A 25,987-nucleotide genomic window follows, 5' to 3' on the forward strand; every position below is an offset into this window, starting at 1 on the left:
TTCCCAGAGGGAGCGGCGCTATGGATCTCGATACGATCACCGATATCGTTCGGCGACCTTCCGACCGACCGGGCGCGGCCTGGTGCGACGGCGACGCGTGGCTGGCCGGGGGAACGTGGTTGTTCTCGACCGAGCAGCCGGCGTTGCGCCGTCTCATCGATCTCACCGCACTCGGTTGGGACAGCCTGGTACCGAGCGCCGCGGGCCTGGAGATCGGCGCCACGTGCACCATCCGCGAGCTGAATTCCTTTGCGCCGCAGAGTGACTGGCCCGCCGGGACGCTGTTCACCACGTGCTGCGAGGCGTTCCTGTCTTCGTTCAAGGTCTGGAACGCGGCGACGGTGGGCGGCAATATCTGCATGTCGCTGCCCGCGGGCCCGATGATCACGTTGACGGTCGCGCTCGAAGCCACATACACGGTGTGGGCCGCCGACGGATCCGAACGCACCCTCGATGCCGCCGACTTCGTCCTCGGCGACCACCGGAACGTCCTCGGCCCCGGCGAGATCCTGCGCCGGATCGATATTCCGGTCGCCGCACTTCGCAAGCGGTGTACGTACCGGCGCTTCTCCCTGACGCGCCTGGGCCGCTCCACGCTGTTTCTGATTGCCACCCAGTCGCCGGGGACCGCCGACCTGCTGCTCACCATAACTGCGGGCACCACCCGCCCGGTGCGCTTGGCGTTCGACACCATGCCCGACGCCGACGCACTGCGCGAACGCATCGACGCCATCCCCGAAGACCTGTGGTTCAGCGACCCGAACGGCACGCCCGACCATCGGCACCACCTGGCCGGGTACTTCGCCGAGGAGATCCGCGTCGAGCTCACCGAAGGCGGTCCGGCGTGACATACACCGTGAACGGAAACACCTTCGACGCCGAGCCGAATCCGGGTCAGTGCCTGCGCACATTCCTACGCTCGCTCGGCTGCCACGGCGTCAAGAAGGGGTGCGACGCGGGCGATTGCGGCGCCTGCACAGTATGGCTGGACGGCGATCCCGTACACAGCTGCATCACCCCGGCATTCCGTGCCGAGGGACGTGTGGTCACCACTATCGAGGGCCTCGGTTCGCCCGAGGACATGCACCCGATGCAGCGGCAGTTCCGCGACGGTCCCGGCTTCCAATGCGGCTTCTGCACCGCGGGCATGATCATGACCACGGTGGCGCTCACCGACGCCCAGCGGCAAGACCTTTCGCGCGCGCTCAAGGGCAACCTCTGCCGCTGCACCGGCTACCGGGCGATCGAAGACGCGGTGCACGGTATCGCCGAGATCGAGGTCGCCCGGCCGGGCCGAGTAATCGGGACCAGCGTCGGTACTCCGGCGGGCGCCGAGGTGGTGACCGGTCGCGCCGAATTCACCATGGACACCGCGATCGACGGCATGTTGCACCTGAAGATGCTGCGCTCTCCGCACGCCCATGCCCGCATCGTGTCGATCGACAAGGCCGCGGCGCTCGCGGTTCCCGGTGTGCATCGCGTTTATACCTGGGAAGACGTGCCGCGCAAGCGCTTCACGACCGCGATCCACACCGATCACCTCGTCGATCCCAGCGACACCTACATCCTCGACGACGTGGTGCGCTTCGTCGGTCAACGCGTGGTCGCGGTGCTGGCCGATACCGTCGGGGCCGCCGAGGAGGGCTGTCGCAAGGTGGTCGTCGAGTACGAGGTGCTGCCCGCGGTTTTCGATCCGGAAGCGGCGATGGCCGACGGCGCACCCCAACTGCACGGCTCGCACGACCCGTTCATGCACGATCCCGAGCACAACATCCTGCTCGAGATCCACGGACATGTGGGTGATGTCGAGGCGGGCTTCGCCGAGGCCGATGTGATCCACGAGGGCACGTATTTCTCGCCGCGCGTTCAGCATGCGCATCTCGAGACACATGGATCGATCGCGTGGATCGAGGACGGTCGCCTGCACGTTCGCACCAGCTCCCAATCGCCCTCCATCGCCAAGAACAAGCTCGCCTATCTCTTCGACCTGCGTCCCGATCAGGTGCGCGTGTTCTGCAAGCGGGTCGGCGGTGCTTTCGGCGGTAAGCAGGAAGTCATCACCGAGGATTTGGCCGCCCTTGCCGCATTGGATACCGGGCGGCCGGTCTGTTTCGAGTTCACGCGCGAAGAGGAGTTCACGACGGCCTCACCGCGGCATCCGATGTCGCTGACGGTGAAGCTCGGCGCACGGGCCGACGGCACGCTCACTGCGATCCAGGTCCGCAATGTGTCGAACACCGGCGCCTACGGCAACCACGGCGGCGAGACGCTGTTCGCCGGTGGGGCGGCCGTCGCGACCTACCGTTGCCCGAACAAGAAGTTCGATGCGTATTCGGTCTATACGAACAGCGTGCCCGGCGGCGCGCTGCGCGGCTACGGCATGACCCAGCCCGCATTCGCGATGGAGTCGGCCATGCACGAGCTGGCGGTCGCGCTCGATATGGACCCGCTCGAGCTGCGGCGGCGCAATATCGTGCATCCCGGCGATGGTCTCGTCGCATTCGACGACGGCCCGGACGATGTCATGTTCCGCGAGGACGGCCTCAGCCGATGCATCGATCTCGTCGATGACGCGTTGCGGCGCAACGCCGTCGAGCCGTCACCCGGAGCCGAGTGGCTCATCGGCACCGGCACCGCCAGCACGCTGCACGAGGCCGCGCCCCCGACCGACCATCTCTCCGAGGCCTGGCTGACCCTCGGTGACGACGGCAGCTACGAACTCGCCGTCGGCACCGTCGAATTCGGCGAGGGCACCCCGACCGCCCACGTGCAGATCGCGGCCGACCGGCTCGGCACCACACCGGCGCGGGTGCGCCTGGTGCAATCCGATACCGACCGAACGGGTTTCGATACCGGAGCATTCGCCAGCGCGGGGCTTTTCGTCGCCGGGAACGCGGTACTGCGGGCGGCCGAGGCGCTGCGCGATCGCATTCTGTTCTTGGCGGCCGAACATGCGGGTGTGGATATCGCTTCGTGCGCGATGGACGATGCCGGGATCGTCTGCGGTGACAGCCGCATATCGCTGTCGGAGCTGATCGAGGTGGCGCGCGGTCGCGGCATCCGATTGACCGAGGCGCGCAAGGCCTTCGGCTCACCGCGCAGCGTCGTCTTCAACACCCACGGCTTCCGGATCGCCGTGCATCGGATGACGGGTGAGATCCGCATCCTCTACAGCGTGCATGCCACCGACGCCGGCGTCCTCATCAACCCGGCGCAGGTGCGCGGCCAGATCGAGGGCGGTGTCGCGCAGGGCATCGGTTTCGCGCTGACCGAGAACTTCCACGTCGACGCGAACGGCGTGATGGTCAACCCGAATCTGCGCAACTACCGCATCCCGGCATACGCCGACATTCCCCGCACCGAAGTACTGACGGTCGATTCCGCCGATTCCGTCGGGGCGATGCACTCGAAAGGCATTGCGGAGTGCTGCGTCAACCCGGTCGCGCCCGCGCTGGCCAATGCGGTGCAGGACGCGACGGGCGTCCGATTCCGCGCGTTGCCGCTCACGCCCGAGCGCATCTATCGGCGACTCATACCGGTTCCGGTCCGACCCGAGCCGTGAGGAGACTGCGATGGGAGCCGGGAAGCTCACCGACAGCGCGGCGACGGTCATCATCGGCCAGAAGGTGCGCCCGGGTTTCGAGGAGGCGTTCAGGTCCTGGCAGGAGGATCTGAACGCCGCGGCATCGGATTATCCGGGATTCTTCGGAGCCGAGATCGCCGCTCCCACCGAGGTGCAGCCCGAATGGGTCGTGGTCTACCGTTTCGACTCCGTCGGTCGTCTACAGGATTGGATAAACAGCGCCACCCGGCAGGAATTCCTGGACAGCGGGCAGCAATACTTCGACGGCCCCGCCACCCAGCAGGTCATCAGCGGCGGCACGCGACCGGTGAATCCCCTCGTGACAGTCGTGGTCACCCATCGTGTGACGCCCGACAGCGTCGCGGATTTCCTTGCGTGGCAAGCAGATCTGAGCCGGGAGGAAGCGAAATTCGAAGGCTTCCGCGGCACCGAGCTGTTCCGTCCGATCGAGGGTGTGCAGGACGAGTGGACGGCGCTCTACCGCTTCGATACCGCGGCGAACCTGGCCACCTGGCTCACCTCGAAGCGGCGGCAAGAGCTCCTCGCCGAGGGCGAGAAGTTCAGCGACTTCGAGCTGCGCACCATCGATAACTCGTTCGGCAGCTGGTTCGCCTTCGACGAGAACGGCAACGAGACCTCGGCTCCATCGGATACCAAGACCGCCATCGCGGTATGGGTGGGTCTCTACCCGACCGTCGTGCTGCTCACCCTCGCACTGTCACCCCTGAAGATGCCGCTGTGGCTGGGGTTGCTCATCGGCAACTTGTTGTCCAGTTTCGTCATGAGTTTCTTCACGATGCCGTACTACGTGAACCGGTTGCTGCGACGGTGGCTGCGCCCGCCCCCGGATACACCGGCGGCCGAGACGAACCGCCATGGCATCGCCATAGTCGTTGCCGTCATGCTGGCGTGGGTCGTCATCTTCTATCTGGTGACGACCAAGCTGTGGTCGTTGCCCTAACGGCCACCCAGCGGTGAAGGCCCAGTCGGTGCGGGAAGCGTGCGCGACAGCGTCGGTGTCAGGGGCGTGGCATGCGGGCCGGCTCGGTTCAGTCCGAACTTTCGGATCTCGGCCGGTCCGCTGACAGCTAGCTGGGGAGTGGCGCGGGTTTGAGCGGTGAACGTTCGGGCGAGGTGTGGGGCAACCGGCGGACGGCGGTGGAGGCAAGTGGAGCCAGGGCTGCCAGCGCGGCGAGGATGCCGGCGACGAGGGCCACGTGGAATTCTCCCAGCGCGCCGGAGAGTGGGCCGATACACAATTGACCGATCGGGATCGCTGCATAGGACAGCAGGTTGTCGTAGGACGACACCCGGGAGATGGTGTGCTTGGGCACGTGTTCCTGCAGCGAGGTATCCCAGCTGATCGCCAACGCCGACATGCCTGCCCGCCGACGAAGGCAGCGATGATCAGCCATAGAGGCGCCGGGTGTGTACCGAGCACGATCATCGGTAGGGCGGATAGCACGCCCATGAGCAGACCGAACCGTAAAAGGTGTCCCACGATCAGTCGGGACATCAGCGCAGGCGGTTGAGGAACGCTGGCCGCGCGTAGGCTCATTTGGTGAAGCAACTGACTATCGGTGTAGTAGCGACCTCCCGCAAGAAGGACGAGCACCGATTGGCGATCCACCCGGCGCACCTCGACCGGATCGATCCAGGGCTTCGCGACCGCGTGTTCCTCGAGCGTGGTTACGGTGACCGTTTCGGCTATTCCGATGAGCGTTTGGCGCCGTTGGTAGGCGGTCATCGCACCCGCGCGGAATTGTTCGCCGAATGCGACATATTGCTGTTACCGAAGCCATTGGCCGAGGACCTGGAGAACTTGCGTGCCGGACAGGTCGTCTGGGGATGGCCGCACTGCGTACAAGACGAGCGGATGACTCAGTTGGCCATCGACCGTGGCCTGACCCTGATCGCCTGGGAGGCCATGAACCACTGGACGAAAGAGGGCAATTTCAGCGTCCATGTTTTCCACAAGAACAACGAAATGGCCGGCTACTGCTCGGTTCTGCACGCGCTGCAGCTGCGCGGATCGTGCGGGGATTACGGGCGGCGGTTGCGGGCGGCGGTGATCAGCTTCGGTGCCACCGCCCGCGGTGCCGTGCGCGCCCTCTCGGCGCTCGGGATCAGCGACGTGACGGTGCTGACGCAACGGAGTGTCTCGGCTGTCGCCGCACCATTCGCCTCGGTGCGGATGCAGCATTTCGAGCGTGATCCCGGGAACCCCGGCCGGACCCTCGCCCTGAAGGCGCCGGAACCGGGACCGCTGGCGGAGATGCTGGCGCAGTACGACGTGATCGTGAACTGCATCTTGCAGGACACCGAGGAACCATTGATGTTCGTAATGAACGAGGATCTGGAGTGGTTCGCCCCCGGCACCCTGTTCGTCGACGTCTCCTGCGACGAGGGCATGGGCTTCGAATGGGGTCGCCCCACATCGTTTGCCGACCCGATGTTCATGATCGGCGATGACCTGCACTACTACGGCGTCGACCACAGCCCCTCATACCTGTGGAATTCGGCGACCTGGGAGAACTCTGAGGCGCTGCTAGAGTATCTGCCGATCGTGCTGGCCGGTCCTGATGCGTGGGATGGCAGCGAAACCATCCGCCGCGCAATAGAAATCCGGGAGGGGCGAGTTCAGAACTCGCGGATCCTTTCGTTCCAGGGGCGTGCCGCCGCGTATCCGCACGCGGTCGTCTGACCCGCAATACCGGTCGGCGTGAACCTCATCAGCTCGAGCCGGCCGTGGCCGTCCGGAGTGCGCGTCATTGCGACGTCGACTTGGACGTCGTCGAGCTCGACGACACAATCCGCCCAATGTCCCTCGACGGGGGCTTCGCCCCTGCAGCTTCATGCCGATTTCGACAAAGAACGCAGTAGCAGCCTCGAGGTCATCGACCACGATGTCGACGTTCTCCATGCGTTGGAACGTCATTGGTGCTCTGTTGGTGTCGTGGGCTGCGCCTGTCGTAGTCGTCATCTGGTGGGCGGAGCCGGTGCGGGCTTCTCGACATGGAATCACTAATCGATCTGCTGCCCATGCGCACTCGCGAGGGCTCGCGACAAGAGCAAGCTGCGCGGCAAGCCGGATCTTCAGCCGAGGGCCAGATGTCTTGTTGGCACGGGTCATTCGGGATTTGACGAATCCGGTCTCAGTGGGTCCGCTTTCCGACCGGTTGCGGCCGATCGGCCGCAGTGGTGTCGGGCTGTCGTAGCTGTTGTCGACGCAGCCGGACCGAGGCGATCAGCACTCGCAGCGCCAGCCCGACCAGAATCAGATTGCCGACCATTTGGGTGAGCACTATCGCGCGGCTGGCCTGTGTGGTGGCCACGATGTCGCCGAATCCGACGGTGGTGAAGGTGGTTACGGTGAAGTACAGCGCGTCGAGGCGGGTCAGTGGCTGGCTGAAATTGTGGGGTGCGGCCGTGGACAGGACGAAATACAGTGTCGCGTAGCAGATCAAGTAGAACCCGAGCGTGGCGGTCAACGCTTGCGCTGCCTGAGCGAGTGGATCGTCGCCTCGCAGTACTCGACGGATCTGCCAAATACAGATAACGCAGACCGCTGTTAGGCCCAGCGCGAGCAGCAGCTCGGTGCGTAGGGTACCGATCCTGGTGAACGGCAGCAGAAAGTACGCCAGTACGAGTACCGACACCGTGATTAGTGGCGGCACCAGAATGCGTCTGAGCATGGCCAGCCGATTCGGTTGCCATCCGTTCCCGGAAACATCTCCGCTGGACATCGACTCGTCCCCTTCGATCGCCATCCGGCCGCTGGGGTCGGGCATAGATGAACTGCCGATTCGACGCTACCCCTTATCACAGGCGTGGTCTCCGGGTTGTGCGCAGCGGGCGGCTGGTACACCGACAGTGATCGCGCCCTGCCCGGGACCGTCGATATGTGCGCTCGCACCAACAGCGTGGCCGCCTCCGCCTGTTCAACTCGAATCAGCGCCGAGCTGTTCACCTCCTCGATCTCGAGGGCAACCGCGGTGGGATCGGGTAGGCGGGTGTGCCTGGCGTCTGCAGACCGAGCGATGACTACAACCGGAGCGCCGACAGCTCCTCGAGACGGCCGTCGACCAGCGGTAGAATGATCACCGTCGGCATTGCACCATCGGGACGCCGAACATCATCTAGTGCGAGCAGTACGTGACAGTCGCAGCGAAGGTTGCTTGATCCCCGTCCATCATTGGGAGCGTTTCCGGGATCAACGGCGGGCTGAATCCCGTCGTGCAGCGATCGCGGCACCCTTGAAAACGGACCCGTCGAATATGGATCGGGGTCGATATGCGGATTGTCGTGGATTTGAATCGCTGCCTGGGGTATGCGCAGTGTGTGCCGTTGGCGCCGCAGGTGCTGAAGCTCAGTGGTGAAGAAGCTCTGACCTATGATCCCGAGCCCGATGACGCGCAGCGTCAGCGGGTGTGGCGGGCCGCGGCATCGTGTCCGGTGCAGGCGATCGTCGTGGACCAGCTGGACGACGAGTAGCGGGCCGGCCGTGCGTACGTCGACCAACGGCTTGAAAGACAAGGGGCGCTTCGTCATTGTCGGTGCCTCGCTCGCGGGGTTGCGTGCCGCGGAGGCGCTGCGTCAGGAGGGCTTCCGTGGCCATTTGACGATCGTTGGCGATGAACCGGGCGAGCCATATGACCGGCCGCCGTTGTCCAAGCAGGTGCTCACCGGATGGGTGCCGGCAGCACATACCAAGCTGCCGCGGATGTGCGAGGTCGATGCCGAGTGGCGGCTGGGTGTGGCCGCTACGGGTCTGGACCGGGCGAACCGGTTCATAACCCTGGCGGATGGCAGTCGGGTGGAGGGCGATCGTTTGCTGATCGCCACGGGTGTGCGGTCGCGGCAGTGGCCCAATCCGCAGGAAGCTGGCCTGGAGGGCATCTACACGTTGCGCACCAGCGGCGATGCGGCGCGGTTGCAGGCCGCATTGGCCGCCCGGCCGCGCCGCGTGCTGGTCATCGGGTCGGGGTTCATCGGTTCGGAGGTGGCTTCGGTGTGCCGGGGGCTTGGTCTCGAGGTCACCGTCGCCGAGCGTGGCCCGGCTCCGCTGGCCGGGGCACTGGGTGGGGTGATCGGCGAGATCGCCGCCGAGATGCAGCGTGACGCCGGGGTGGATCTGCGCACCGGTGTGTCGGTCCTCGGGATCGACGGCGACGCCGGCGGGCATGTGCGGCGCGCGCGCCTGTCCGATGGCAGCGTGCTCGACGTCGATGTGGTCGTGCCCTCGCTGGGCTCCATCCGCAACGTCGAGTGGCTCGACGGGGCGGGGCTGGCCGCCGGATTCTGGGGTGTGGGCTGCGACGCCGGGTGTCGCGCGTTCGATATCAACGGCTTGGTCACCGAGCACATCTTTGTGGCTGGAGACATCGCGCGCGCCCCCCACGTGCTCTACGACTATCAGTTCATGGCCATGGAGCACTGGGACAACGCCGTGCTGGGTGCCCAGGTCGTGGCCCACAACATGGTGTGCGACGTGGTCGATCGCCGCGCGCATCTGCTGATACCGCAGTTCTGGTCGGCCCAGTTCGGCGTCAATATCAAGTCGGTCGGGGTGCCCTCCTTCGGCGAGGAAATCGTCTTCACCCAGGGTTCGGTCGAGCAGCGACGATTCACCGCGGCCTACGGCAGGCGGGGACGCGTCGTCGGCGCGGTCACCTTCGACCACGGCAAGTGGATCGACTACTACCGGGCCCAGATCGCGCGATCGGCCCCGTTTCCGCCACATCCGGCAGGGTCTGATCTGCCTGCGGATATGCGCGTGGTTCCGGCCCGGTTCCCGGCCCGTGGCGTGCCGACCGAGGCCCCCGATGTCGTGCTGACCGGTCATGATCCCATCGAACGGCGAGCCGAGTTCCGGCCCCGCCAGCGTTGAAGCCCTCGCAGCCGAACCTTCAATGGACACACAGTGATTCAGTGAGGAAAGCGGTATGACCCCCGAAGAAGCCTTTGACGCGGCGATGAGGATCGAAAACCGCGCGAACCCGTATCCGTTCTTCGACGAACTGCGCAAGACACCGGTTGTGCGGGTGACCAACGGTATCTACGCGGTCACCGGATACGACGAGATCATCGCCCTGGCACACGACCCCCGGGTCAGCTCCGATCTTCGCAACCGCCCGATCCGTGCCGCCGCCCCGCAAATAGCCGACGAGTCGATTGCTGAGCTGGTGCAGACCTACGGCAAGGATCCGAGCATGATCGTCAGTGATCCGCCCGACCACGATCGGATGCGCCGCCAGTGCATGCGCTTTTTCGGGCCGCCGCATTCACCCGAGCTGATCCCGAGCATGGAGGCGTCGTGTCAGCAGATCGTCAACGACCTGCTGGACAAGGCCAAGAGCGAAACCCGCATCGACGTCGTCGATGACTATGCCTATCCGCTGCCGGTCGATGTGATCTGCCGCATCATGGGGGTGCCACTGGCAGACGAGCCCCTGTTCCACGCGTGGATCTTCGACCTGATGGCCGGCGCTTTCGACGTGGGACCAGACATCGCTACCGAGGAGGGGCAGGTCCGCAAGGAGAAGGGCGAGGCAGCCCGGGTAGCGCTGGGGAAATACATCATCGGGCTGGTCGAGAATGCCCAGAAATCGCCGGGCCCCGGGATGATTTCGCAGATGGTGCACGACGATGGGCCGGACGGACCGATGTCTCCGGGTGAGATCGTGAGCAACACGATCCTGCTGTTCATCGCCGGGCACGATTCCACGGTCAACCTGATCTCGCACACCGTGCTGACCCTGCTGCGCAACCCTTCGTCGATCGAGTTATTGCGCGCGCGCCCAGAGTTGGTTCCCGGCGCCATCGAGGAGGCGCTGCGCCTGCAGTCGTCGGTGCAGTTCTTCCCCAGCCGCACCGCCCTCGCCGACATCGACATCGCCGGAACAACCATTCCCAAGGGCTCGCCCATCTTTCTGCTGTACGGCGCGGGCAACCGCGACCCGAGCCGATTCGCCGACCCCAACACATTCGATCCCGAACGCAAAGACAACGAGCACATCGGCTGGGGCCGCGGCATCCACGTCTGCTTCGGCGGCCCACTGGCACGCTTGGAAGTCAACACCGCCATAGAAACATTCCTGCGCCGAGTGAAAAACCCCCGGCTGATCGAGGACCCACCGCCCTACCGCATCAGCCAGATCTTCCGCGGCCCACGCCACCTATACATCGATATCGACGCGATTCGCGACTGAAGAACGAACCCTGAAAGCATCTCAGTTTGTCGCCAGGCAGAAGCCCGCTGAACTTCGAGAGGTGCCGGTCCCTGAACGCGATTCCGGATTCGCTCGACACACTCGGCCCGCGCAATGTCGCCCGCTCAGTAATGCCAGGTCCGAGCGGCCCGGTTGGCTGATCGGATCTCGGTCGACCGGGCCACCGGGTGATTCGCCGCCCAGGTCGACCACCGCGCGATACCCGTCGGCGAGTTCGGCCCACCAGTGCGCGACAGGGCCGCCCACCTGAGTGGTGTCGAGCAGTTCCGCGGCCCGCCCCATACTGTGGGCGAGGTAGTCCTCATCGTTCTCGTTCGCGGTTATGGGTTCAGAAATCGTGGTGCCTCCAGACGACGAGTGCCCCGGTGCCTGATGGCACCGGGGCACTGAAAAAAGGGGGAATTACTTTTCGTCTTCCGACATGTAAACCGAGCTTCGGTTGCCGCCCGAACTGTGCTTAATGGGGGCGACGTGACGGTAGCAACTCCTCCCTTCTGTTCACGGACCACTTCTTCTTTTCATGTACTTCACCTGCATGCTCGGCGGGCGGCGGGACCGTCGTTGTTGCTGGTCCCGCAGCCGTCCCGCCGTCCTCAACTTCACGGGCAGTTCGTCATCTCCCGTGCCACTCGAGACTTCATTCATCGTTCGCCTCACGAAAGCTACATGCCCCTGCCATGAATGTCTACAGTCACGACAATAGTTTTTCTGACTGCGTCGTTCCCAGTTGTCGGAGTGGCGCGCTGGAGGCCGCCCGTGAACAACATCATTTCCAGCGCAACAGCTTTCGTCCTCACGCGGATGCGGTGAGAGGGGTGGATCAGGCGTCTTCGGTCGGCGTCGGGCACGTACGTGTAGATCCTGCCGCGCGAGACCCCGAGCATCCTCGCGCGCGAGGAAACGGTCTCCTCCGAGCGGTTGGGTAGGGGCGGGCTTGGCGGATCTCTTCCTCGGTTTTGGTCGGCGACCGCCCAATCGTTGCCGCGAGCGCGCGCGGCGGCCAGGCACGTTAGCTATGCCCCGCTCCGCAGCATGGTTGCCGCGCGCGGCGATCCGCCATCGGTGCCTGGATATGCGACCGATCGCACATCGTCCCTGGCTGAAGGTGCGGTTGGTTGCTTCGCCGAAGAGGTAAGCCCGCGTGATGGGCGGAAAAAATCTGCCATGGCGGGTGTAGACATTCTCCCCGACGTGTTATACGGTCACTGTCGTTCGAATTGAGAAGTCCAGTGGCCGGGCAGGTGAGCTGCCCGGAACATGAGGTTCCACCGTCTCCTCCGGCGGAGACGAGAATCCGGTGCAATCGGCCGGACCGCCGGAGGGACGAAGAAGCAATTGAAGAAACAAGATCGACGAACACGGCGGGTTGGACCGGCAATCCAGGAGGTGGTGGTCACTGAGTAGTCACCTATCAGATCCGCGTCCCGGAAAGAGTCGGGCGCGGTGTAGGACATCGGCTGCCTCGGCCGGTGGACAAAGTTGAAATCAATTTTCCCCCTCGTAGATTCCAGGCCCCGGCGCCCAGTGCGCCGGGGCCCGTCGGCGTTGACCCCGAGAGGTGCTGTGCAGCAACCGAATACAAACCCCGCCGACGGCGCCAGCGCCGCCGACAAATTAGATGACGACGACTACCCCGCCTACAGCATGGGCCGTGCCGCGGAAATACTCGGCGTCACCCAATCGTTTCTGCGTGGCCTCGACGCCGCGGAACTACTGACCCCACAACGCTCCGAGGGTGGGCATCGCCGCTACTCGCGCTACCAACTGCGTATTGCCGCGCGGGTGCGCCACCTGGTCGACGACGGCAACTCACTCGAAGCCGCGTGCCGCATCGTTATCCTCGAAGACCAACTCGCCGAGGCCCAACGCATCAACAAAGAACTACAACGCACCATCCGAGACGGCAACGACGACGCCACCTAGCAGCATGCATCGCGCCGCACGGCCCACCATCGCGCTTCGAAACAGCTCGGGCAGCGTTATCCGGGGGGCTTGCTGATGCGAGCCGACTGCTGTCGCCGCATCAGCGGCATGAACGCGAAAGGCTCCGCACCTCAACGGTGCGGAGCCTCTACAAAGTCACGCTGATCAGATAGCGCGGACGTCCTGAGCCTGCGGACCCTTCTGGCCCTGGCCTACCTCGAACTCCACGCGCTGGCCCTCTTCGAGGGACTTGAAACCCGCCCCGCCGATAGCCGAGTAATGCACGAAGACGTCAGGGCCGCCTCCGTCTTGAGCGATAAAGCCGAAGCCTTTTTCACCGTTGAACCACTTCACACTGCCTTGAGCCATGTTATTTATTACTTCTTTTCCTGTAGGTGAGCCGTGTAGATCACTTCGATCCACTCAGTCTCAACGCACGATTATGCCACAAGCCGCAGGAGCGTGCGCCGGGCGTACAGGCAAGAGGCCAGCGCCGCGACCGTCCGATGCGGTTCCGAACGTTGCGGTTCCGAACGTTCCGGCCGGGCCTCTGCAAATGCGGCAGCATGTTCAGCGCGGATGATGAATGCGTGGGCCAGGTCCCTGCCACCGACTTTCGTGGGCCCATCGATCCACTACTGCAATGGCGTCTGCCATTGGCGTTCGCGGTGATTCCGGTTGGTTCCCGGTCGGATTGCTGCTGATGACGGGCGCGTTCGACCGATCGACCACTTTCGTGCACGCCCGCGTAACACCCGACATGCGGCAGGTGGTTGGAGCACGCACCCGATATTCGCGGCAGCGGTCGAGGTGGTCGGGCCCGTTCAGCAGGCTCTCGAGTTCGGGGATGGCTAGATCGGCGCTTCGGTGCTGATCCTGATAGCGCGAGGCGGCGGCCAGCGGGTTGCCGTCGGCGATGGGAAGGCGTGGCCCGTGGCGGCTGGCGACGACGACGCGGAGGTTGTCGCCGAGCCGGGCGGGCGTATGTCGCAGAAAGCGTTGCGTGGTCGGGTCTATGACGCGGTGGCGGTGGTCGGGGGACCGGCGGCGGAGTTGGTGCCGTGGGGGCCGGACGGGAAGATGCGCCAGCGGACAGCAGGCGGAGGCGTTGATGCTGGAAGAGGCGTTGGTGCGGGGGTTGAGGGAATACCGTCGCGCCCGGCTCGGCTTGCATGTGGTGGGTGAATCGTAGACAAATCGTGGACAGCGGCGGGATACCCCGAAGATATGCAGGTCAACGGTGGGATAGGGTTTGTAGGTCATGAAGTCGGCTTTTGCGGGTCCGGTCCATGGGGCGCCCCAGACGGTCTACCTCGATCATGCGGCGACCACTCCGATGGTGCCTGCCGCGATCGAGGCGATGACGGCTGCCCTCGGGATGCCGGGCAATGCCTCGTCACTGCACGGTTCGGGACGTGCGGCCCGGCGGATGCTGGAGGAGGCACGCGAGTCGATCGCCGCCGATCTGGGCGCCCGGCCATCGGAGGTGATTTTCACCTCCGGCGGGACCGAGAGCGACAATCTGGCGATCAAGGGCATCTACTGGGCCCGCCATGATGCCGAACCGCGCCGGACCAGGATTATCGCGGGTTCGACCGAACATCACGCCGTCATCGATGCCGTCGAGTGGCTGGAGCAGCACGAGGGCGCGCAGGTGACCTGGCTGCCGGTCGACTCCGACGGTGTGGTGTCGCCGCGGGTGCTGCGCGCGGCGCTGGCCGAACATGTCGACGAGGTCGCACTGGTGTCCATCATGTGGGCCAATAACGAGGTCGGCACCATTGCGCCGATCGTCGAATTGGCCGCGGTGGCACAGGAATTCGGTGTGCCCATGCACAGTGACGCGATCCAGGCAGCCGCGCAGCTGCCGATCGATTTCGCGGCGAGTGGGCTTTCGGCGGCGAGTTTCGCCGGGCACAAGGTCGGTGGACCGCATGGTGTCGGCGTGCTGCTGCTCGGCAGGCAGGTGCCATGTGTGCCGCTCCTGCACGGCGGCGGGCACGAGCGCGATCTGCGCTCCGGGACTTCCGATACCGCCGCGGCCGTCGGACTCGCCACCGCACTGAACTACACGGTGACCGAGTTACCCACGCGCACAAAGGAATTGACCGCGCTGCGGGACGAGTTGATCAAGGGCATCCGCGACGCCGTTCCGGATGCGGTGCTGAGCGGTCCGGACGATGCGCGACGGTTGCCGGGCAATGTGCACTTCACTTTCCCCGGCTGCGAAGGTGATTCGCTGCTGATGTTGCTGGACGCGGCCGGGATCGAATGCTCTACCGGGTCGGCCTGCAATGCGGGTGTGGCCACTCCGAGTCACGTGTTGATCGCCATGGGCGTGCAGCCGTGGCAGGCCCGCGGTTCACTGCGCTTTTCGTTGGGGCACACCTCGACGCGCGCCGATGTGGACGCGGTGCTGAATGTCTTGCCCCAGATTGTGGAAAGGGCCATGGCCGCGGGTCTGGCCGGTGCGAAGGGAGGTGTCTGATGCGGGTACTCGCCGCGATGAGTGGTGGTGTGGATTCGGCCGTGGCGGCGGCACGTGCCGTCGACGCTGGTCACGAGGTGGTCGGCGTACATCTGGCGCTGTCCGCGACACCGGGCACCCTGCGCACCGGTTCGCGCGGTTGCTGCTCGAAGGAGGACGCGGGCGACGCCAGGCGGGCCGCCGACGTGCTCGGAATCCCCTTCTATGTCTGGGATTTCGCGGACCGCTTCAAGGAAGACGTGATCGATGATTTCGTCGCCGCCTACGCCGCGGGTGAGACGCCCAACCCCTGTCTGCGCTGCAACGAGAAGATCAAGTTCTCCGCCCTCGCCGACCGTGCGGTGGCCCTCGGCTTCGACGCCGTGGTCACCGGGCATTACGCCCGGCTCGAGGACGGTGTGCTGCGCCGTGCCGTCGATGCCGACAAGGACCAGTCCTATGTGCTCGCGGTGCTGACCGCGCAGCAGCTGTCGCGGGCCATGTTCCCGGTGGGCGACACCCCTAAGCCGCAGATCCGCGCCGAGGCCGCCGAGCGCGGGCTCGCGGTGGCGAATAAGCCCGACAGCCATGACATCTGCTTCATCCCGTCCGGTGACACCCGCGCCTTCCTCGGCGCGAAGATCGGCATCCGGCCGGGTGCGGTCGTCGATTCCGACGGGCAGGTGCTCGCGAATCACGAAGGCGTGCACGGGTTCACGATCGGCCAGCGCAAGGGGCTCGGACTGCCGGGTCCGGCCGCCGATGGCAAGCCGCGCTATGTCACCGAGATCGATCCCGACTCCGGCACCGTCCGCGTCGGCTCAGCCGAGGATCTGCAGGTGTGGACCGTGGCGGCCGAGCGCGCCATCTGGACCTCCGGCGCTGCACCCGAGAGGCCGATCGAGTGCGTGGCGCAGGTGCGCGCGCACGGCGGTACCGCACCGTCCGTGGCCGAGGCGGTCGGCGACGGGCTGATCGTGCGACTGCGCGAGCCGCTGACCGGTGTGGCCCGCGGCCAAGCCGTCGTGCTGTATCGCCAGGATGCGTCGGGAGACCAGGTGATCGGCAGTGGCACCATCACCGGCACCGCGCGCGATGCGTCGGATTCTGTGAGTAGCGCGGGCGCGAGCACAGGGCAGTGAGTGACGCCGACATCGGGCGGCGCGGCAAGCGAGATCGGTTCGTCCCGGCGCGGGCCGGGATCCACCACACAATGGGGTGCATACCCCGCGTAGGGGCAACGCAGTGAGCGAGCGGCAGCAAGTGAACCATCGACACAGCGAGCGTCAGCGACTGAGCTATCAGCACAGCGTGCAATCGCGCACCACGGAGCCGAGCGTCAGCGAGGCGCTGTCGTGAGTGAAATCGCCAAGGAGTCAGGCCAAATCCCGGCGCAGGAACCCGTGCGTATTCCGGGCGGGATCGCGACCGCCGTCGGTTCCTGGCCGGGTACGGATCCGCGGGAGGCCGCGGCGACCATCATCGGTGAGTTGCCGGATCTGCCGCATCTGGTCGAATTGCCCGGACGCGGTGTGGGTTCGGACATGATCGGCCGCGTCTCGGCACTCCTGGTTGACATGCGATTCGACACCACCACGCGGGGGTATCGGCTGGCTGCCAGGCCAGGTGCGGTCTCGCGGCGTGCGCGCGATCTGCTCAGGTCGGATCTGGACGCACTCGAAGAGGCCTGGGCGACAACGGGTTCGGTAGGTACGGTCAAGCTGCAGGCCACCGGACCGCTGAGCCTCGCGGCCCAGCTCGAACTCCCCATCGGACACCGGGTCCTCACCGATTCCGGTGCGGTGCGCGATATTTCGGAATCACTGGCCGAAGGTCTCGCCCAGCACGTGGACGAGGTGCGCAAACGCCTCGGCGCGGAAGTCGTTCTGCAACTGGATGAACCATTACTGACCGATGTGCTCAACGGCTCCCTGCGCGGCGTCAGCGTGCTCAACACGGTGCGCGCGGTCCCCGAACCGGAGGCACTCGCGGTGCTGGACGCGGTCATCACCGCCCAAGCCGCTCCGGTCCTGGTCCACACCTGCGCCGACGCGCCCGCCCTAGCCTGCCTCCGTAGCAGCGCGGCCACCGCCATCGGCTTCGATATGGCCACCATCACCACCAGCGCACTCGACGATATCGGCGAAACACTCGACGCGGGAAAGCAATTGGCGCTGGGCCTCGTTCCCACAACACAACCCGGCAAACCCCCGACCTGGCGAGATATCGCAGAACCCGGCGTCCGACTCATCGACCGCCTCGGCCTGCGTCGCACCGTCCTGGCCTCCCAGATCCTGGTCGCCCCCGCCTGTGGCCTGGGCGGTGCCCCACTCGAATGGGCCCGCCGAGCCTTGCGCCTCTCCACCGAAGTGGCACGCGCCTTCGCCGAAGAGCCGGAGTCCCTGGACTTCTCCTGACGCCCGGTGCCGCCATATCGACAGCCACGGCAGATGCCCTGGCTCGGTTGCTGCCGCCGCATCTGCTGCGGGTGTTCCACGCCACCGCCGGACTGCCGAACCCCCGGTTCACCGCGCTGAATCATCGACTCGAGCGGGTATTCACCCAGGTGGATGATGGTCCGGCGGCGGTTTCCCTGGCGGTCGACCGGCTGGTGCTGCGTCAACTGCTGCTCGCGGGTATCGAGGACGCTGTCGAATTCGGAAAAGAGTTGCGGAGCCATGAGATTCAGCGATATGGCCGAGTCGTCGCTCATTTCACCGACGGTGGCCGCGCGGACGGTGATGTCCTGATTGCCGCAGACGGCGTGAACTCCGCTGTGCGACAGCAGTACCTGTCGCATGCGCGGATCGCCGACACCGGGGTCCGCCAGCTCTACGGCGCGGTGCCGCTCACCGACCGCACACGGGATCTGTTCGACGACAATATGTTCGGCGTCTTCACCGCGATCACCGGTCCGGAGCGCACCTACCTCGGCGTCGCGCCGGTCGAATTTCCCGTGCCGCCGCAGCAGGCCGGTGCGGACGCAGGTCTTTCGCTGCTGCCGGTATCGGACTACATGACATGCTCTTTCGGTGCGCGGCGGGAATGGTTCGCGGATTCCGCGGAAGCGCTGCGTGCGATGAACGGCGCACAATTGCACGCCGTCATGACCGCCGCGACCCGGGACTGGCATCCGCGGGTTCGCGAGATCGTCGCGAACTGCCAGCCCGATTCACTGTTCGCGCTGCCATTGCGCACCAGCGTGCCGATCGATCCGTGGCCGACCACCCCCGTCACCCTGCTCGGCGATGCGATCCATGCGATGAGTCCGGCGGCGGGTTCCGGTGCGTGTACGGCACTGCGCGATGCGGCTCGGTTGACCGTCGCCCTGATCGAGGCGCGCGCGGGCGGCGATCTGATCGCCGCATTGCGCGCGTATGAGATGGAGATGATCGACTACGGATTCGCGGCCGTGCGGGCGGGCGCTATCGATGGGCAACGTCATCTCGGACAGGATCCGCTGCCCGGATAGTCCGCCGCGACGTGCGGGAATGTGGCGGTAACTTGTCGGTGGGCTCGACTAGTGTGCGTTGGGTGAGTGACAGCGACATTGCGGCGGAGCCGGCTACGGCGGAGCAGCGGGTGGAGTGGCAGCGGCTTGCGGACGAGGTTCGGGAGCACCAGTTCCGGTATTACGTGCGGGACGCGCCCATCATCTCCGACGGTGAGTTCGACAAACTGCTGCGGCAACTGGAGGCGCTCGAGGACGCGCATCCGGATCTGCGCACGCCCGATTCGCCGACCCAGCTGGTCGGCGGCGGATTCGCGACGGATTTCACCGCGGTGGACCACCTCGAGCGAATGTTGTCGCTGGACAATGTCTTCGACTTCGACGAGCTGCGCGCCTGGGCCGGCCGGGTCGAAGCCGAGACCGGGTCGAATCTGCACTATCTGTGTGAGGTGAAGATCGACGGTGTCGCGCTGAACCTGGTGTACGAGAAGGGGCGACTGGTGCGTGGCGCGACCCGCGGCGACGGGCGCACCGGCGAGGACGTCACGCTCAACGCGCGCACTATCGAGGACATTCCGGGCGAACTGACCGCGACCGCGGAGTTCCCGATCCCGGAACTGCTCGAGGTGCGCGGCGAGGTCTACTTCCGGCTGGAGGATTTCGAGACCCTCAACGCGGCGATCGTGGCCGAGGGCAAACCGCCGTATGCGAATCCGCGCAATACCGCGGCGGGTTCGCTGCGCCAGAAGGATCCGGCGGTCACCGCGCGGCGGCGGCTGCGGATGATCTGCCACGGCTTCGGACGCATCGAGGGCTACACCCCGACCTCACAGCACGAGGCCTACCGCGCGCTCGCCGCATGGGGTCTGCCGGTCTCGGAGCACACCAAACTGGTGCAGGGCATCGATGCGGTAATCGAGCGCGTCAACTATTGGGGCGAGCACCGTCACGATATCGAGCACGAAATCGACGGCCAGGTGATCAAGGTCGACGAGATGGCGCTGCAACGCAGGCTCGGCTCGACCTCGCGCGCCCCGCGTTGGGCGATCGCCTACAAGTACCCGCCCGAAGAGGCCACCACCAAGCTGCTGAATATCGAGGTGAACGTCGGGCGCACCGGCCGCGTCACCCCGTTCGCGGTGATGGAACCGGTCTCCATCGCGGGCTCCACGGTCGCCATGGCCACCCTGCACAATGCCTCCGAGGTCAAGCGCAAGGGCGTGCTCATCGGCGACACCGTCACCATCCGTAAGGCCGGTGACGTGATTCCGGAGGTGCTCGGCCCGGTGGTCGACGCACGCACCGGCGACGAGCGCGAATTCGTCATGCCGACGCACTGTCCGGAATGCGGCACCGAGCTGGCGCCGCAGAAGGAGGGCGACGCCGATATCCGCTGTCCCAACCAGCAGTTCTGTCCGGCGCAGCTGCGCGAGCGCGTGTTCCACGTGGCCGGTCGCGGTGCGTTCGATATCGAATCGCTGGGCTACGAGGCCGCCAATGACCTGCTGAAGTCGAGCGCGATCACCGACGAGGGCGATCTGTTCGACCTCGACGAGGCGCGATTGCTGACCACCACGCTGTTCGCCAACAAGGACGGTGGCCTGTCCGCGAACGGCAAGCGACTGCTGGAGAACCTGCAGACCGCCAAGAATCGGCCGCTGTGGCGGGTGCTGGTCGGGTTGTCCATCCGGCACGTCGGGCCCACCGCGGCACGGGTGCTGGCCAGGGAATTCGGCAGTCTCGATCGGATCCAGGATGCCGCGGTCGAGGAACTTGCCGCCGCCGACGGTGTCGGCCCGACCATTGCCGCCGCGGTCGCCGAATGGTTCACCGTCGATTGGCATCGCGCGATCGTCGACAAGTGGCGCGCCGCAGGTGTGCGGATGGCCGATGAACGCGACGAGTCCATCGAGCGCACCCTCGAGGGACTATCGATCGTGGTAACCGGGTCGCTGGAAGGGTTTTCCCGCGACGGCGCCAAGGAGGCGATCCTGGTGCGCGGCGGAAAGGCCGCGGGTTCGGTCTCGAAGAAGACGGCATTCGTGGTGATCGGTGATTCGCCGGGCTCCAAGGCCGACAAAGCGGAGGAACTCGGTGTGCCGATCCTCGACGAGGACGGATTCCGCAAGCTGCTCGAGCAGGGGCCCGCGGCGGTGACGCCGGAGACGGCGGCGGAGGATGCCGAAGCCGAGGAGTAGATATGCCTTCGGCGAATACTCCTTGACCTGAACCTGGCTTCAGGTATGACGATCGACTGGTAGGTAACTATCAGGAGATTCGATATGACTCACCGCTCTACCGCTCTGATCACCGGTGCTTCGGCGGGATTCGGTCTGGCTCTTGCGCGCTCGCTCATCGGGCGCGGCTGGCGGGTGATCGGCACCGCCCGCCGCGCCGACCGGCTCGCCCGGGCGGGGGCCGAACTCGGCGAAGCCTTTTTCGCGGTGCCGGGCGATATCACCGATCCGGCGCACCGCACCGAGCTGGCCGAGGTCGCGGGCGAATTCGGACATCTCGACCTGCTCGTGAACAACGCGAGCAGGCTCGGGCCCAGTCCGATGCCGCGACTGGCGAACTATCCGCTCGATCAGCTCGAGCTGGTGTATCGGACCAATGTCATTGCCCCGCTCGCGGTTCTGCAGTTCGCGCTGCCACTGCTCGATCCGGATGGCGTCGTGGTGAATATCAGCTCCGATGCGGGCGTCGAGCCGTATCCGGACTGGGGCGGCTACGGCTCGTCGAAGGCCGCCCTGGATCAACTCACCGCCATCCTGGCCGCCGAACACCCGGAGCTGTCGATCTACGCCTTCGATCCCGGCGATATGCGCACCGAAATGCATCAGGCGGCATTTCCCGGCGACGATATCTCCGATCGTCCCGAGCCCGAGACCGTTGTGCCCGCGCTGCTGCGCTTGATCGAGCAGCGACCCAAGAACGACCGTTATACGGCCGCCGATTTCGCCGCGGGGGTCGGTAGATGACAACCGCGTTGAACGAATGGCCCGACGTTCTGCCACCCGAGCGCAATGCCGCCGCTCCGCCGGAGGCGCGCGGACTGGCCCGCGACGAGGTTCGGATGCTGGTGGCGGCGGATCGTCTCTCCCACAACACCTTCCGTGAACTGCCACAGCATTTGCACGCGGGTGACCTTGTGGTGGTTAACAATTCGGCGACACTCGCCGCAGCGGTCGATGGCGCACTCGACGGCATGCCGGTCACGCTGCATCTGTCCACCTGGCTCAACGCGCCCGTCGACGGGGCGAGCGGGCCTCCGGACACCTTCGGCGGTTGCGACGGACTGTGGGTGGTGGAGGTGCGCACCCGCGAGCGCACGCCCTATCCGCGTGACCTCCACCCGGGCAGCGAGATTCAGCTGCCGGAAGGTGCCACCGCCACCCTGCGTGAACCCTGGCTACCGGGTGCGCGCCGACTCTGGATCGCCGAACTCAGCGTCGATCCCACCTGGCTGCTGGCGACCCACGGTTATCCGATCACCTATTCGTATGTGCCACAACGTTGGTCGCCTTCGTACTACACGACCGTCTTCGGCCGGATCTCGGGCAGCGCCGAAATGCCGAGTGCGGCACGGCCGTTCACGCAAAGGCTGGTGCTCGATCTGGTGACCTCAGGCGTCGCGATCGCGCCGATCACCCTGCACACCGGGGTCTCCTCACCCGAGGCGGGCGAACCTCCGAGCCCGGAGCGGTTCGCGGTACCGGCTGCGACCGCCCGTTTGGTGAACGACACCAAGGCGGCGGGTGGGCGCGTCATCGCGGTCGGCACCACGGTGACGCGGGCGTTGGAGACCACCGCCGATCACAACGGAATCGTGCATCCGGCCCGGGGGTGGACCGAACTGGTCCTCGGTCCGCGACATCCCGCCCGGGTGGTCGACGGCATCATTACCGGCTGGCACGCACCCGGCGCATCGCATCTGGAGCTACTCGTTGCGGTCGCGGGCGAGGCCACCGTCCATCAGGCATATGCCACCGCCCTCGACACCGAATATCTCTGGCACGAATTCGGCGACAGCGCCCTACTCTTCAACACCCCCCGCAGCTGAATCCACCCGATGCCGACCGCCGAGGGTAGTCGAATGGCGGCGGGTCAGCCCGCAGGGAACCACCATTCGACTACCCTCGGCGGTCGTTGGTGCTAGGAGGGGGTGATGCTGATGGTGGAGTCGAGCTGGCCACCGACTTCGATGCGGCCGCACTTACCGTTGCTGAGATCGAGGTGGGCGGTTCTGGTCTTGGTCCGGGTCTTCTGGATGGTGGTGTCGACGATGACCTGGACCTTGCCCACCGAGCACACCTTCACGAGCGCGGGCGAGCCGTCGAAGCTGTAGGTGCCGCCACTCTGGCAGGTGTTGGTCTCGTCGTGGAAGAAGATCCGGGCGGTACCGTCCGGACAGGGCGCCTCGGCGGCAGCTTGCGGCGGTCCGAGCACGACCAGCGGGCCGAGTGCGAGCGCGGCCGCGACGGAGCTGCGGGCCACTAGACGACTAATCGTCAGGTCCATCGTTGAATCCCTCATCAGTACATTTCCGGCAGATGCCAGCGGGTAGCCGCGGCGCCTGCATGATAACGCGGGACGTGCGCATTTGTCCGGCGGAAGCCTCCTGAGCGACGTCTGTCCAGGCCGGTGAAGCGGGTGCGGTGTCGCGGTGCGCCAGGCGAACCGACAGGATGGCGGGATGCTGCGCAGTTTTCAGGTGACGAATCACAGATCGCTGGCCGAACGGCAGGACTTGCGTTTGAGCCGGGGGAGCGGACCGGTCGCGGTGCCGGTGACGGCGGTGCACGGTGCGAGTGCCGCGGGCAAGACGAGCTTGATCGACGCGCTGGGGCAGATGCGCGATGCGGTGCTGCATTCGGTGACCGGCTGGGATCCCTACGCGGGACCGGTACGCGCACCGCACCGCGGATTCCCGGATCGCCCTTCGGAATTCGTGGCGAGCTTCGTCGCGGAGGGCGTGCCGTACACCTACGGGTTCCGGCTGGACAGCGCGGATGTGACGGCCGAGTGGCTCTACACGCATCCGCGCTCGCGCAAGCGGATCGTGTTCGAGCGCAACGGCGAACAGATCAAGATCGGTCCGATGTTCGAGGCCGCGCGCTACGGTATCGCCGCATTGTTGCCGCTGGTGCGGCCGAATGCGTTGCTGCTCAGTCTGGCCGGGCAGATGTATGCCGAGGCGCTGGTGCCCGCGTATCGGTGGTTCTCCGCGATGCTCGAGGTGCAGCACGGCGCGACGGATGCCACGACGGTCGCACATCGCCTCGGCAGTCATCTGTCCGCGGCACCGGACCACGCGGTGCGGCTGCTCATGCTGCTGCGCACTGCCGAACTGGGCATTACCGATCTGCTGATCGCCGAGCCGGACCCGATGTACGCGGACTATCTGCGCGAACTCGATGGCGATATCGCGGGGACCGCCAAACAGGTGGAGTTGTGTGCGACCTCGCCGGCGCATGCTGACCAGTTGCTGCGGGAGAACGGCATCACCGAGGTCATGCTCGAACGCGAGCTGAGCAATCTGAAGGCCGCGCGCGATGCCCTCTACACCCGGATGGTCGAGCGACGCGGCGTCGGCCTAGGACTGGTGCACGCAGGCATCGACTCCGCCTTCGACATCACCGACGAGTCCGCGGCCACCCTCTCGATGCTGCGCTTGCTCCCGACCATGCTCGACGCACTGGACTCCGGCCGGGTGCTCGCGATCGACGATATCGGCGCGCAGCTGCCGGTCGAGGAGACCGATCGGCTGATTCAGCTCTTCCAGAATCCGGAGACCAATTCCCGTGGCGCGCAATTGATCTTCACCACGAACAATCGGTCGCTGATCGATCGCGCGAACGGTCGCTCCCAGCGCACCCGCACCGCGGTCTGGCAGATCCGCCGCACCGATCACGGCACCAGCGAACTCGCCTCGCTGTAGTCCGTGTCCTCAGGCCGCGTGGCCGTCGATCGCTGCCAGTTGGCGTGTCGCGCTGCCAGTGCTGCGGTTTGTGTGTCCGGATAAGCGCGGGTGGCGTGGTGCAACTCCGGGCTGTGAGCGTGTTTGCGCTGGACTCGGTTGCTGACGTGCCAAGCGGCGCCGCGTTATGCGTGCCTGGACCAATAGCATGGGTGCCATGGTGCAGTTCGCGATGCTGGTGATCATGGTCGGCGCGCTGGTGGCGATGGTCATGCTCTACCTGCGTGGCCGCAACGGTGTCCGGCTGTCGAATCCGGAAACGGGGACGCTGTATGTCACCGGGGTGAGTCCGCGGCCCGACGCGACCGGTGAGCAGTACGTGACCATCACCGGCAATCTGACCGGCCCGTCGGTGCCCGGCACCGTGGTGTATGGCCGCCTGGTGTGGGATGTGAACAACTGGCCTGCCATCGGGGATTTCATCCCGGTCGTCTACCCGTCGGGGAAGCCGGAACGCTGGCAGATCTCGAATCCCGGCGCGCGTCCGGGGCTCGGTTCCTGACCGCACGCCGTCGCCCGGCGGGCGGGGCAGTGACACGTTCATCCCGCGTTGCATGCCGTGCGTTGGAGCATGGACCGAGTGGCCGGAGTCTGTGCCTTCGGCCTACGACATCCCACCGCGCGACTGCCACGACGGACCGTGTCTCGGCGGCGGCCCTGCATAGAGTAGGCGGTTTTGCGCGGCGAGTCTTGTCGATCGACCCTCTCTCGGTGGCGGTCCTGCATCGTGTCGGCGGACGTGCGCGGCGAGTCCGGGTCGACCGACCGGGTTGTTTGGGAGTGGCTGCCTGGGCGGTGGGAGGATGCCGGTATGGATGTGCAGGACTCCCAGGTCGTTGTTCGCGACGCTCGCCCGGACGAATACGACGCCGTCGGTGACCTGACGGTCGAGGTCTATGTCGGGGAGGGCTATGTGCGTCCCGGCAGCCCGTATGTCACCGAACTCGCCGATATCACCCATCGCGCGGGTTCGGCGCAGGTGCTGGTCGCGGTGCACGACGATCGGGTGGTCGGTTCGCTGGCGGTGGCTCGGCCGGGAACGCCGTACGCCGAGATCGCCCGTCCGGGGGAGTTGGAGTTCCGGATGCTCGCCGTGTCGAAGTCGGCGCGCGGACTCGGTGCGGGAACGGCGTTGGTGCGCACCGTCATCGAGACCGCACAGGCCGAATCCTTTGCCGCAGTGGTGCTTACTACGATGCCCGCCATGGCGGACGCGCGACGGATCTATGACCGATTCGGTTTCGTCCCTGCGCCGGAACGGGATTGGAAGACCGATGCGGGCGAGTGGCTGTCGGTGCTACGGCTGGATCTCCCAGCCTGAATATCCGACAGTATCGGCCGGCGCGGCGGT

At 65.9% G+C, this 25,987-nt stretch carries 22 protein-coding genes; 18 read left to right on the forward strand and 4 right to left on the reverse strand.

Annotated elements, in window-relative coordinates; genetic code table 11:
* The first annotated feature begins 20 nt into the window (after positions 1-20).
* Genes ACZ60G_RS13765 through ACZ60G_RS13775 form a run of 3 tightly spaced genes read left to right on the forward strand, consistent with a single transcriptional unit; the run spans position 21 to position 4,544 of the window.
* The gene (locus tag ACZ60G_RS13765) at positions 21-848 is read left to right on the forward strand and encodes an FAD binding domain-containing protein (RefSeq protein ID WP_465810278.1); all 828 of its coding nucleotides are present in this window, start codon (positions 21-23) and stop codon (positions 846-848) included.
* A complete protein-coding gene (locus tag ACZ60G_RS13770) occupies positions 845-3,562 on the forward strand; it encodes a molybdopterin-dependent oxidoreductase (protein ID WP_465810280.1) in 2,718 nt (905 codons plus the stop codon). The genes ACZ60G_RS13765 and ACZ60G_RS13770 overlap by 4 nt, the downstream gene beginning before the upstream one ends.
* Positions 3,563-3,572: 10 nt before the next feature.
* Complete coding sequence (locus ACZ60G_RS13775; RefSeq protein ID WP_465810282.1) at positions 3,573-4,544, forward strand: antibiotic biosynthesis monooxygenase; 972 nt, start codon at positions 3,573-3,575, stop codon at positions 4,542-4,544.
* 127 nt (positions 4,545-4,671) lie between these two features.
* On the opposite strand, the gene ACZ60G_RS13780 is transcribed toward ACZ60G_RS13775, so the two are convergent.
* Positions 4,672-4,962 (reverse strand): hypothetical protein, encoded by a 291-nt coding sequence (locus ACZ60G_RS13780; protein WP_465810284.1) that lies wholly within the window; start codon positions 4,960-4,962, stop codon positions 4,672-4,674.
* A 182-nt stretch (positions 4,963-5,144) separates the two neighbouring features.
* Here ACZ60G_RS13780 and ACZ60G_RS13785 point away from each other — a divergent pair, with 182 nt between their 5' ends.
* Positions 5,145-6,287, forward strand: coding sequence for a N(5)-(carboxyethyl)ornithine synthase (locus ACZ60G_RS13785; protein ID WP_465810286.1), 1,143 nt, complete (start codon positions 5,145-5,147; stop codon positions 6,285-6,287).
* Positions 6,288-6,738: 451 nt separating this feature from the next.
* On the opposite strand, the gene ACZ60G_RS13790 is transcribed toward ACZ60G_RS13785, so the two are convergent.
* Complete coding sequence (locus ACZ60G_RS13790) at positions 6,739-7,329, reverse strand: ion channel (RefSeq protein ID WP_465810288.1); 591 nt, start codon at positions 7,327-7,329, stop codon at positions 6,739-6,741.
* 547 nt (positions 7,330-7,876) lie between these two features.
* Here ACZ60G_RS13790 and ACZ60G_RS13795 point away from each other — a divergent pair.
* The 4 genes from ACZ60G_RS13795 to ACZ60G_RS13810 all read left to right on the forward strand — a co-directional run bounded on the left by ACZ60G_RS13795 (position 7,877) and on the right by ACZ60G_RS13810 (position 12,738).
* Positions 7,877-8,077 (forward strand): ferredoxin, encoded by a 201-nt coding sequence (locus ACZ60G_RS13795; RefSeq protein WP_465810290.1) that lies wholly within the window; start codon positions 7,877-7,879, stop codon positions 8,075-8,077.
* A 10-nt stretch (positions 8,078-8,087) separates the two neighbouring features.
* On the forward strand, positions 8,088-9,473 hold the full coding sequence (locus ACZ60G_RS13800) for an NAD(P)/FAD-dependent oxidoreductase (protein WP_465810292.1): 1,386 nt from the start codon (positions 8,088-8,090) through the stop codon (positions 9,471-9,473).
* A 55-nt stretch (positions 9,474-9,528) separates the two neighbouring features.
* On the forward strand, positions 9,529-10,794 hold the full coding sequence (locus ACZ60G_RS13805) for a cytochrome P450 (protein WP_465810294.1): 1,266 nt from the start codon (positions 9,529-9,531) through the stop codon (positions 10,792-10,794).
* A gap of 1,584 nt (positions 10,795-12,378) precedes the next feature.
* Positions 12,379-12,738 carry a MerR family transcriptional regulator gene (locus ACZ60G_RS13810; RefSeq protein ID WP_465810296.1) on the forward strand — a complete coding sequence of 120 codons (360 nt, stop codon included), beginning with the start codon at positions 12,379-12,381 and terminating at the stop codon, positions 12,736-12,738.
* 165 nt (positions 12,739-12,903) lie between these two features.
* Here the strand turns inward: ACZ60G_RS13810 and ACZ60G_RS13815 are convergent, their stop codons facing one another.
* A complete protein-coding gene (locus ACZ60G_RS13815; RefSeq protein ID WP_328404798.1) occupies positions 12,904-13,107 on the reverse strand; it encodes a cold-shock protein in 204 nt (67 codons plus the stop codon).
* Between the two features lie 892 nt (positions 13,108-13,999).
* Between ACZ60G_RS13815 and ACZ60G_RS13820 the strand changes: the two genes are divergently transcribed.
* The 7 genes from ACZ60G_RS13820 to ACZ60G_RS13850 all read left to right on the forward strand — a co-directional run bounded on the left by ACZ60G_RS13820 (position 14,000) and on the right by ACZ60G_RS13850 (position 22,719).
* Positions 14,000-15,226, forward strand: a complete 1,227-nt coding sequence (locus ACZ60G_RS13820; protein WP_465810298.1) for a cysteine desulfurase family protein — start codon at positions 14,000-14,002, stop codon at positions 15,224-15,226.
* Positions 15,226-16,347, forward strand: a complete 1,122-nt coding sequence (mnmA, locus tag ACZ60G_RS13825) for a tRNA 2-thiouridine(34) synthase MnmA (RefSeq protein WP_465810300.1) — start codon at positions 15,226-15,228, stop codon at positions 16,345-16,347. The genes ACZ60G_RS13820 and mnmA overlap by 1 nt, the downstream gene beginning before the upstream one ends.
* A 222-nt stretch (positions 16,348-16,569) precedes the next feature.
* On the forward strand, positions 16,570-17,622 hold the full coding sequence (locus ACZ60G_RS13830) for a methionine synthase (protein ID WP_465810559.1): 1,053 nt from the start codon (positions 16,570-16,572) through the stop codon (positions 17,620-17,622).
* Positions 17,623-17,669: 47 nt separating this feature from the next.
* Positions 17,670-18,677, forward strand: a complete 1,008-nt coding sequence (locus ACZ60G_RS13835) for an FAD-dependent oxidoreductase (RefSeq protein WP_465810302.1) — start codon at positions 17,670-17,672, stop codon at positions 18,675-18,677.
* A gap of 62 nt (positions 18,678-18,739) precedes the next feature.
* Positions 18,740-20,854: an NAD-dependent DNA ligase LigA gene (gene ligA, locus ACZ60G_RS13840; protein WP_465810304.1), complete on the forward strand. Its 2,115-nt coding sequence runs from the start codon at positions 18,740-18,742 to the stop codon at positions 20,852-20,854.
* An 84-nt stretch (positions 20,855-20,938) separates the two neighbouring features.
* Positions 20,939-21,637, forward strand: a complete 699-nt coding sequence (locus ACZ60G_RS13845) for an SDR family NAD(P)-dependent oxidoreductase (protein WP_465810306.1) — start codon at positions 20,939-20,941, stop codon at positions 21,635-21,637.
* Entirely contained in the window at positions 21,634-22,719 is a 1,086-nt protein-coding gene (locus tag ACZ60G_RS13850; RefSeq protein WP_465810308.1) for an S-adenosylmethionine:tRNA ribosyltransferase-isomerase, read from the forward strand. Before ACZ60G_RS13845 ends, ACZ60G_RS13850 begins: the two co-directional genes overlap by 4 nt.
* 92 nt (positions 22,720-22,811) lie before the next feature.
* On the opposite strand, the gene ACZ60G_RS13855 is transcribed toward ACZ60G_RS13850, so the two are convergent.
* Positions 22,812-23,177: a hypothetical protein gene (locus ACZ60G_RS13855; RefSeq protein ID WP_465810310.1), complete on the reverse strand. Its 366-nt coding sequence runs from the start codon at positions 23,175-23,177 to the stop codon at positions 22,812-22,814.
* A 175-nt stretch (positions 23,178-23,352) separates the two neighbouring features.
* Here ACZ60G_RS13855 and ACZ60G_RS13860 point away from each other — a divergent pair, with 175 nt between their 5' ends.
* The 3 genes from ACZ60G_RS13860 (at position 23,353) to ACZ60G_RS13870 (ending at position 25,957) form a co-directional block, all read left to right on the forward strand.
* On the forward strand, positions 23,353-24,597 hold the full coding sequence (locus tag ACZ60G_RS13860) for an AAA family ATPase (RefSeq protein ID WP_465810312.1): 1,245 nt from the start codon (positions 23,353-23,355) through the stop codon (positions 24,595-24,597).
* Positions 24,598-24,793: 196 nt separating this feature from the next.
* Positions 24,794-25,138 (forward strand): hypothetical protein, encoded by a 345-nt coding sequence (locus tag ACZ60G_RS13865; protein WP_063042996.1) that lies wholly within the window; start codon positions 24,794-24,796, stop codon positions 25,136-25,138.
* 309 nt (positions 25,139-25,447) lie between these two features.
* On the forward strand, positions 25,448-25,957 hold the full coding sequence (locus tag ACZ60G_RS13870; RefSeq protein ID WP_465810314.1) for a GNAT family N-acetyltransferase: 510 nt from the start codon (positions 25,448-25,450) through the stop codon (positions 25,955-25,957).
* Positions 25,958-25,987: the final 30 nt, after the last annotated feature.

This window comes from Nocardia sp. NPDC102475 (assembly GCF_055584605.1).